Source organism: Acetivibrio cellulolyticus CD2, assembly GCF_000179595.2.
Taxonomy (GTDB): Bacteria; Bacillota; Clostridia; order Acetivibrionales; family Acetivibrionaceae; genus Acetivibrio; species Acetivibrio cellulolyticus.
This window is the reverse complement of record NZ_JH556659.1, coordinates 230689-240539: the sequence shown is the minus strand read 5'-3', so window position 1 is coordinate 240539 and position 9851 is coordinate 230689. Positions and strand designations below refer to the sequence as shown.

At 34.8% G+C, this 9851-nt stretch carries 7 protein-coding genes; 4 read left to right on the top strand and 3 right to left on the bottom strand.

The genetic code is table 11. From position 1 onward, the window contains the following. Positions 1-21: 21 nt before the first annotated feature. Together ACECE_RS0221175 and ACECE_RS0221170 are read right to left on the bottom strand one after the other, a co-directional pair. Complete coding sequence (locus ACECE_RS0221175; RefSeq protein WP_010250884.1) at positions 22-1323, bottom strand: C45 family autoproteolytic acyltransferase/hydolase; 1302 nt, start codon at positions 1321-1323, stop codon at positions 22-24. Beyond that, positions 1320-3266 carry a cyclic peptide export ABC transporter gene (locus ACECE_RS0221170; protein ID WP_010250882.1) on the bottom strand — a complete coding sequence of 649 codons (1947 nt, stop codon included), beginning with the start codon at positions 3264-3266 and terminating at the stop codon, positions 1320-1322. Before ACECE_RS0221170 ends, ACECE_RS0221175 begins: the two co-directional genes overlap by 4 nt. A gap of 603 nt (positions 3267-3869) precedes the next feature. Here ACECE_RS0221170 and loaP point away from each other — a divergent pair. The 4 genes from loaP (at position 3870) to ACECE_RS29730 (ending at position 7671) form a co-directional block, all read left to right on the top strand. Beyond that, positions 3870-4400: an antiterminator LoaP gene (loaP, locus tag ACECE_RS0221165; protein ID WP_010250880.1), complete on the top strand. Its 531-nt coding sequence runs from the start codon at positions 3870-3872 to the stop codon at positions 4398-4400. 87 nt (positions 4401-4487) lie between these two features. Beyond that, positions 4488-5315 (top strand): response regulator transcription factor, encoded by an 828-nt coding sequence (locus ACECE_RS0221160; RefSeq protein WP_010250877.1) that lies wholly within the window; start codon positions 4488-4490, stop codon positions 5313-5315. Positions 5316-5449: 134 nt separating this feature from the next. Next, on the top strand, positions 5450-5812 hold the full coding sequence (locus tag ACECE_RS0221155; RefSeq protein ID WP_010250875.1) for a BlaI/MecI/CopY family transcriptional regulator: 363 nt from the start codon (positions 5450-5452) through the stop codon (positions 5810-5812). A gap of 2 nt (positions 5813-5814) precedes the next feature. Then, positions 5815-7671 (top strand): M56 family metallopeptidase, encoded by a 1857-nt coding sequence (locus tag ACECE_RS29730; protein WP_010250874.1) that lies wholly within the window; start codon positions 5815-5817, stop codon positions 7669-7671. A gap of 359 nt (positions 7672-8030) precedes the next feature. Here ACECE_RS29730 and ACECE_RS0221145 read toward each other — a convergent pair whose 3' ends face one another. Then, the gene (locus tag ACECE_RS0221145; RefSeq protein WP_010250871.1) at positions 8031-9368 is read right to left on the bottom strand and encodes an NAD(P)H-dependent oxidoreductase; all 1338 of its coding nucleotides are present in this window, start codon (positions 9366-9368) and stop codon (positions 8031-8033) included. Between the last annotated feature and the right edge of the window lie 483 nt (positions 9369-9851).

The following is a 9851-nucleotide window of genomic DNA, read 5'->3' as shown; positions in this document are numbered from 1 at the left end:
TTATTCCCCTTTTCAAATAGTCTATTTAAAAACTTCAATTTTCTCAAAGACAGGATTATCAGGCGATTCCCTAATACCCCTCGGACGGAAATACACTTCAAGTGAAAGACTGTCAGGCTGAAACAAAACCATATAAAGAGTCATCTTGTTATATAAATCTGACGCTTCAGATAATGCATCCGGTTCACCACGTTTAAAGGAAATAATCTCTTTCAACTCCTGGGCACTTACTGCAGTCCCCTTTGAGAGGAGTTCATTCTTCATATTTTTCCATCTCTTTGTGTTATATCCGTTTGTTGTGTGGTTATCGTAATTTCCATCTAAAATAAAGGAATTAACGCTGCCTACAGCATCACTTATTCCCCATGTAACTCCCTTGTTAAGCTTTGAGTCCGCATCTCTCAGTGCCCTTTGAACTTTTCGTCCATCTGTCCGGTTGCCGCTGAAATTATTCTCAAGAATTTCACTTCTGTCAGGATCGGAAAATGCAATTATATGATTAACTGCATATAGTTTTTTAGCATCCTTCATAAATTCAGCGATTTCATCCATGGTCTTGTAATTTTCCAATGCATAACGAAGATCTAAAGTATATGACCTCCTGCCTTGAGAACTATATGCTGTACCGACTATTGAATCCAGAATTCCGGCAAATACTTTGCTGTCATTAAATCCTGTTAATATCCCCATATATCCAAGGTAGCCGACAGAGCAAATTTTACTCTCTTTATTTTTGATAGTTATAACGGCCTGAATCCTTGGAAGTTGGTTTTGACGTCCTCCAAACCAGTCAAGATTTCGTCCGGTAATAGTTTTATTCGTATCCGAACGCGCACCATATACCGACACAAAACTGCACTGAGCCCCCCTCAGTACATCTGTAAACAAATTCAGAACATAAAGCTCTCCGACTGATATCTTGTTATCCTTTCTTATATTTTCACTACCTCCTGAAAATACCGATGCCATCCCCTCAATTTCTTCTATATAATTCTGATCCAATTGAGGTTTTATATCATCTACTCTTGGGAAAATAAAAGAATATTCGTAGTCAGGAAGGCTTTCAGCAATATAAGAATCTATCAGGGTTTCATAATCGGGCACCACCTTAAGAATGCCCCTGGCAAAAGCTGCTCCCATATCTCTAGGTGTTAATCCGCTTGTATAATCTAATACTGCGTCAAAATAATTACCTTTATCTGTAATTGTAATTCCTTTCTCCTGATAGCTGCTTGTTCCTTTAATCACAGGTACAACTCTGGTGCATCCAACCTGCAAAAATAGCAAAAACACCATGCAGCAGCATATAAATCTCTTTATCATCCTACTTCCTCCCTTTTTTCTGCAAATCTCCCCATCTCCATTTTGATAAGCCTGTCCGCTTCATTAAAATAGCTGTCATCATGAGTGATTGCTATAACTGTTTTCCCCCTGGCTTTTAACTCCGGAAGAAGTGTCTTGTAGAAAAACTTTCTGAACTCGGGATCCTGATCTGCAGCCCATTCATCAAAAAGATATACCGGGCGCTCCTCAAGATAGCTTACCAATAGAGCCAGCCTTTTTCTCTGCCCGGTTGAAAGCTTTAATGTACTGAAAGCTCCATCAGCAATTTGTACCTTGTCATCAATGCGAAGGATCTCCAAATACTTGTTAATTTCCTCCTGTTTTTCCTCTTGTCGTATACCGTACAACCTGTCAAAGAGATGAAAATCACTGTAAATAGTCGTGAAATAACCACCCAAAGTTTCTGTATCTACATTCTTTCCGTTAACAGTGATTTCTCCATTATCTGGTTTGTACAAGCCTGTGATTAACTTTGCCAGTGTTGATTTCCCACTTCCATTTCCGCCCGAAATAAAAACAATCTCCCCAGGTTTAAAACTATAATCAATAGGTCCAACAGAAAACTTTTCACCATTTTCATTTTTATACTGATATGTTACCCCTTTGAGTTCGATAGTTGGCTTTTCCTCGATCTCCGCAGTTTCAACGGATTCTTCTTCAATAGACTTGATCTCTTCTATAAAACCATTTATTCTTTTCCAGCTTACCATTACACGTACAAATTCAGGAATAAGGAATATTACCTGATTTACAATCCCACCCATATATAAATACACAAGCACATAATTTCTCAAAGTACTTCCCTGTATATTAGGTAAAATCACCGGAAAAGTAAAAACTACTATTCCTATTACACAGATATACATAATCTCTCCTATGATAGAAGCACCTACAAATTTATACTCACCTTCTACCCGTGTATCTCTGTACATCTCACATTTATTTTGCATATCGTTCCTGAACTCAAACCGCTTCTTTTTGTTTATGTAAAGTTCTTTAAATCCCATTACCATATCGTTTATATACTTAAAGAAAATATTCTGTATATCCCTGTTCTTGTCAAACAGTTTTTCAGCCGACTGGCTGATCTTCAAAAACATGCCAACTGCCAAAATGATTATTGATACCGAAAGTATCATTCCGTACAGATTTAGCGTGCCCAGGTAAATAAAGCATGTAAGCATTGTGATTACACCTGAAAAGAAGCTTACAAACATATTGACAAATCCGCTGACAGTTTCAGTATCATTATTAAGAACTGCATGCGCCTTACCATTTTCTATAGCCTCAAACTTATGATATGGAGCTTTAAGAATACTGTTAACTATCTCCATACGCTTTTCGTATACGATGTTGCTGGTAATCTTAATTAACCTCTTTCTAACTATCATTGCACATATGGTAAAAAGCAGTATCCCCATTATAAAATACACGTACAGGCCACTCTTTAAGGCTGCGTTCCTCGTTTCAGAGTCAAGATTCCTATTGAGTGCTTCATTGATTATGAACACAACAAGCGAATTCCCGATCCCGCTTACTATGCTTAAGACAATAATCATTAGAAAAGGCTTGTCATTAGGCTTTACGAAATAATTCGTAAGCATGAAATATAGAAAAAATACCGGTATTACAAAAGAAAAAGCCGATACTGCATAAATAAGAGCCGATGGCCCCGCCTCTTCAATCATTTCCCACGAAACTCCATCAAATAGAATATATGGCGCATTGTAAAGACAAAAAGCTATACCCCCCATCATTAAAAGTGACATTAAAAAAGCGGAAAATCCTTTAATTCCGTTTCCCTGGAAACTTCTTTCTTTTTTTATAATTTCCCATATTATAACTCCAATAAAATAAAGGGTTACAAGAGTAACCGCTCCACATGCAAGTATAATTGTTAGTGATAACCCACTATCAAACACTAAAACCACCCTTTCGTATAGATAACCAACTGTAAAGATAAATTTACGATTCGCTCTGCTTATTTTTAGACTTTTTCCAAACCCATGCAATATAGCTTCGCCCTTTCGTCCCCCAAAAACCGAAGCACTACGAATGATAAAAGAAATTATGCCATCTTCGTTCCGCTAACGTGTCGCAACATCGATTAACTTCCCTTGGATTTTATTTAATTAAAATCATAATACAAATTTTTCAATTTTTTACTATACTTTAGTATGAGTCTACAATTCTTCTAAAAAGATTATTTTTTGACCACTCCTTTAGAAGATATTGTTCTGCCGTTTATCGCATTAAGTCCCAAACAACCAAGAATACATTTATAATAATATCTTGAGCTTCTGACAATTCGTTATTACGAGAAGAAGTTCATAAAAACAGGAATTTTTTTATCAAAAGTATAGTACAGGATAAAAAATATCAATGATATTCTATATTCAGAAAACAGCACATCGGCTATTTCCTGCAAATAAGCAGAATAAGTCTGCAGTTAAGCTGTTATAACAAAAGTATTACTGTGCTAAAGTATATTTAATAATATTTGCTGTGTTATAAGGGGGAGTTAGATGAGTTGGTATGCACTTCATGTAAAAACCGGAGCTGAAAACGACGTTGAGAATTTTCTCCATTACAACTTTGAAAGTAATGAATGTCATTCTATTGTGCCAAAAAGAAAACTCACTGAAGTAAGAAAAGGTAAGTGCTATGAAGTGATTAAAATATTTTTCCCAGGCTATGTACTTATAAATTTGGATATGAGCACAGATATATACTATATAATCAGGAAAATTCCCAATGTTTATACTGTTTTAAAGCAAGATGGTGAATACTACTCCAGAATTTCCGATGAAGAGATAAATCCTCTTTTAAAACTTTTAAAAGATAGTGACCTTATCGATTACTCAAAAATATTCATCGAGAATTCTAAAGTATCGGTAAACTCGGGCCCACTTTTAGGGTTGGAAGGGCTAATAAGAAAAGTAGACAAAAGAAGGGGAAGAGCTAAAGTTGCTCTAAACTTTATGGGTTCTGAAAAAACTGTTGATCTAGGTGTTGAAATACTAAGCTCCTTGGAAAAGTCAGATTATTTATCCTGACTTTTTACCCAACAATCATACAGCAGCAAACAGATAAAAGTGATTTTATGTAATCATTCAATCTTAGTTTACAGGGGGACATACAGCATGACAAATGACATACAATTATATCAAAGCTTATTAAGATCATGGGAAGTGTGCAGTGAGAAAGGTATTTCCAGAGATTTAAAAAAACCATTGTTAAAGCTTTCTGCTGATGAGCTCAAAACAGCTGTTAAAAAAAGTGACTTTACAAATAAGTTTAATGATTTTATGTATAGATATTTAGATACAATAAAGAATGTTAAGGGTGAATACTGTTTTCTACTGTTTAATTCGGAAGGCTATCTGATAGCTCAAAAGAAAAGGCCCGGTTCAACTTTATGCTGGTCCGAATATAATGAATTCCTCGAACCTGGAGTTTCATTTTATGAAGAAAGTATTGGAACAAACTCTGTTTCATTGGCAAAATTGCTCAAAAGACCTGTTCACATATACCCTGCTTTCCATTACAGCAACAAATTAAAAAACTGGTATGAGTATTGTATTCCAATTTCACATAAAAACAAAACCTATTGTTATATATCAGTTATAAGCCTGTGCAATCCTATAATGAATGCTCTGGTTGGTCTTGTTGAATTGCTGTCAATTAATATTTATAACGAAAGTCCGCAAATTAACTATTCCGGCTTTGAAGATCCAAATCTGTCCCATAAGCTTACAGAAAAGCAAAATATGATTTTAGGCATGATAGCACAGGGATTTTCAGATGAACATATATCACAGGAATTAAACTTGTCCTTAGCTACAGTAAAATATCACAATCAGCTCATATTTAAAAAGCTAAACGCCAACAGCAGAGTTGATGCAGTAGTTAAAGCATTAATGTTAAATGAGCTGACGTTTTACGATTTGTATAGCCAACACGCACAATAACTTTTATAATAACACATCAATTATATATAACCAAAAATATACATGACTGTTATTCTTGACAACGCAGGTCTATAGTGATAGACTAATTTTATCTTAAGTCTATCACTATAGACCTGCGAGGAGTGAATACAATAATGGATAAACTGAAAATTTGCGAAAGTGAATATCGTTTTGCTTCTATAGTTTGGGATAATGAACCTATTGCATCTGGAGAGCTTGTTAAACTGTGTCTCGAACAGCTTGGGTGGAAAAAATCTACTACATATACAGTGTTAAAAAAACTATGTGAACGTGGTGTTCTAAAAAATGAAAATTCAATAGTACACTCTCTTGTTAAAAGGGAACAGGTTCAAAAGTATGAGAGTGAACAGTTTATCAACAGAGCTTTTTCCGGTTCGCTTCCACAATTTTTAACGGCATTTATGGGAAATAGAAAAATTAGCGAGCAAGAGGCAGAGGACCTAAAAAAACTAATAGACAGCTATAAGGAGGATTGACAATGGAATTTAACTTGCAAAACCTTCTTATTAATATTGTTAATATGAGTTTAACAGGAACCTATGTGATTCTATTTGTGCTATTAATCAGATTTCCTTTAAAGAGGTTGCCGAAGATTTTTTCCTATAGTCTATGGAGCGTTGTGATTTTTAGGCTTGTTTGCCCATATTCATTTTCATCAGCATTTAGTCTTTTAGGATCCTTTTCATTTTCAAGTAATAAAACTAACCATATTCCAATAAACATAGGACTAACGGAACAGACCACTATTGGTGGTAGCATTAACGGAGTAAACAACATAATGAACAATTCGTTACCTGCTGCAACACCTTATGCCAGTGCTAATCCAATGCAAATTATTTTGTCCATTGCTTCCGTGATATGGATTATTGGCCTGCTACTTATGGTTATTTACAGTATTACATCCTATATAGTTCTTAAGAAGAAAATATATTCTGCCATTTTGGTATATGATAATGTCTTTGAGTGCGAAAACATAAAATCACCTTTTGTTTTAGGAATTTTAAAGCCAAAAATATACCTACCCATAGGTCTTAACGAGAATGAGAAAACGTATATTTTAAAGCATGAGCAGACACATATAAAAAGATTAGACCATCTTGTTAAGCCGTTTGCCTTTTTGGTGCTATGCATTCACTGGTTTAACCCATTTGTATGGGTGAGCTTTATTTTAATGAGCCGTGATATGGAAATGTCCTGTGATGAAAAGGTAATTAAAGAGCTTGGAAATAAGATTAAGCGCGAATATAGTACATCTCTTCTTACAATGGCTGTAAACAGAAGATTTGTATCTGGAAGTCCTCTTGCCTTTGGTGAAAGTAATGTAAAAAGTAGAATAAAAAATGTATTAAACTACAAAAAGCCTTCATTTTGGGTTGCGATAGCAGTTGCTATTCTTATTATCGTGATTGGAATAGGTCTCATATCCAATCCTCAAATTAAAAAACCAGAGTCAGTTTTAAAATCGGAATCCTATTTGAATAATAGGACAGAGTATATAGGAGATGCCTCAAAGGAGACATCGTTTTCTGTTGAGGAGAGCTTGAAGGTTATTTTGTCCTCACCACTAAGCTCATCAAATCCTGCTGATTACATTTCGGCTCATAAAAAAGAATATGCAAACATTATAAAATATGGAGGAACGGATGCACTAGACTATATGCTGCAAGAATTCAAAAATGGTAAAGCAAAAAATGACTTGCGTGGGCAGATTATGATGCGGTTGTGTAAGGAGCTTCTGGGTCCAAAGAATAATGTTACAGATGAAAGTTTACCGCCAATAGAATGGTATTCGAAGCTGGATATCAAGGAGCAAACTATTTTGCCTGATTTTAGTTATCAAGGTAATGATCCTATTTTAAAATTAGTTTATAAAACTGAAATAGAGAAGAACCAGAACATGAAATATAACGGAGGCTTTCTAATTGTGGCACCTCATGTTCACGGCAGCTATGAAGAAGGAAATGAGCTGAAAGTATTTGTTACTACCTATGCTTCTGCCTACAATCTTTATGGTAAATTGGTTACCGAAGGCTCAGGTGGAATTGTTCCCTCAGCAATTACCTATTTAAAACACTCCGATGGAAGCTATTCATTGAAAAAATATGAGCAGGCGCAAGATGGATCTTATTTCGCCCCATCAATAAAGAAATTCTGTACTATGCCTGTATCAGGTAAAAAAATTAAAGGATTAGCAGATAGTATTTTACAACATTATAGTAATTATGGTGACATCTTAAAGCTTAATACAGAAAATCTGAAAGCTCATTTAGTATCGAAAAAGCAAATAGGTGTATCTCAAAAAACAAATTGGGGAAATATTGTTCCCCTAACATAATCACACTGTACCACCCTTTCAAAGGGTGGTTGTTTTATTTTTCTGCCTTTTATAGTAAATGCACTATATTTGCATAGGCAGAGAAGCTCGCAATACCTAACATATTGGCTCATGTTACATTCTATTCATTAATTGTGAATGTTCACCAAACAATCACAAAAGCTTATTGTAAATATACTATAATAAAATTACGGCAAACTTTCAAAGAAAAGGACTGGGTCTGTAATATTATGGGCAAGTCCTTTTCTTTAGGTTCTTCCTTAGGTGTTTTTAATTAATTATTAATACAAAATGGAGTGCAGTTCCAAAATTAAAATAGTTTAACGAAATGCCTTTTCAGTATGAAAAACTGATAAGTGTTAATCCTTATTTATAGCCTTCTGATAAGGTTGTAGCATAACCTCATTTAGCCTGAAGTTAAGTTTATTCCAAATAGATTGCTTAGATAGCAACATCCCGACAATTTTCATTTTAAGAATAGTACCAATTTTCTTATGCACAAAGTCATAGATTCCATGTTTTTTATAGAATCGATGATCCTCCTTCATCAGTCCCCTCATAAGATAAATAATATCTCTGAAAATTTTCATACCACCTACCCCCAGAAAATTCCGAGGCAATACCAGTCTATTTTGCAGAGCATAGGTAAGTTTGTCAGCCAGCATCACAAGCGCCCTTGGCGTATCCCCTTCATCAGTGGCTACACCACATAGGAAATTATGCCCTACCTCACAGCGCCCTTCTATAATGACATTAAGGTTGTGTTCGCTGCTATACGCTCCGCTGACGATATATCCCATTGGCATTCCCATTGTTACAGTACGGTGTCCATTACAAAATTGACGGTCATCATACTGCTTGAAAGATGCACCCATACTATGATCTTTGATAGTAAAAGCATAAACAATTGCATTCTTCTTCTGAATCTCTTCCCTTAGGAAAACATCAAATTCATCTCTATATGAGCACTTTCCGGAAGCAGCACAATTAAAACATCCCAGGCATCCACCCGAAAATGCAAACTTGCTGATATTGATAACTTGTGTACTGTAGGCATAAACATTCTGAAAGTCAGAAATCATATTTAAAAGGTTTTGGTCATTGTCTTCACAATTCGTAACAATAACCGTATTATATTGATCTGATTTTTTTACTACAGGTAAAACCGGCTGATAAAGCTTTTTTTCAGGTTCTGGCAACTTTTTTGGAAGTTCATACAAATTCGATTTGAAGCAGAAATGTACATAATCCCAAAACTTCAGCGCATCCTTTTGCCCCTGTTCAGACAACAAATCGTCCATTTCAGCCGAAAGACCATGGATGTATTTCATGTTAAGATCTGAACAGTTTTGTTCAATAAACTTATGAGCTGTCATATCATAAAAATGTTTTGAAGTGCTGATCTGCGCAGCGAATTTTCCGCTCAAATCCACTTGGTATTCTTTTATCAACTCTATAAACCTATGGAGCTGATATGGCACAATAAAAGTATAAACCGGATAACAGAATAATATGAGATCAGCTGCCAGCATCTTCTCAATAGTCAATTTCATATCTCTTTCAAATTGTTTAATCTGCTGTCCAACATATATAATTTCAAAGCAATCCTCAGGAAAACGCTTTTGGATATAAAGCACGGTTTGAAGCGTAATGCTGTATTTTCCCTTGGGACTTCCACTCAAAACTACAATATTCACTACCTTCCACCTCATTCCACAATATCAAACGTGTAAGTAAATACTAACATAGTTATTTATACCATAAATTATCCTCATAATAGTTTAGCTACTATTTTAAGTTCACTAATATTTTCGAGTGATTCAAGCTGATGATTTATATCCAAATTTAATAAATATTTATTGGGTCTTAGTGCGAAAGGATTCAAGCTTTTTAATTAACCTGGTAATTACTTTTCTCCTATATGAATCGTGATTTTAAAGAAACCTGTTTCGGCAAAAACATAAGTGCGTTGTTTTGTGTGAATAATTATATATCCTCAACTATAATTATAAAGTGATTGTTTAAGCTCCTTATTTAACGTTTATATTTTTTCTCACCTCCTTACTATCACCAAACTAGTTCCTTGTATATGTTCATAGGATGCAAAACCTTGATAAAACCCATTTCATTATTTTCAACCATAATCGGCTTCTTTTAATTGTATTCATTCAGATTTGACA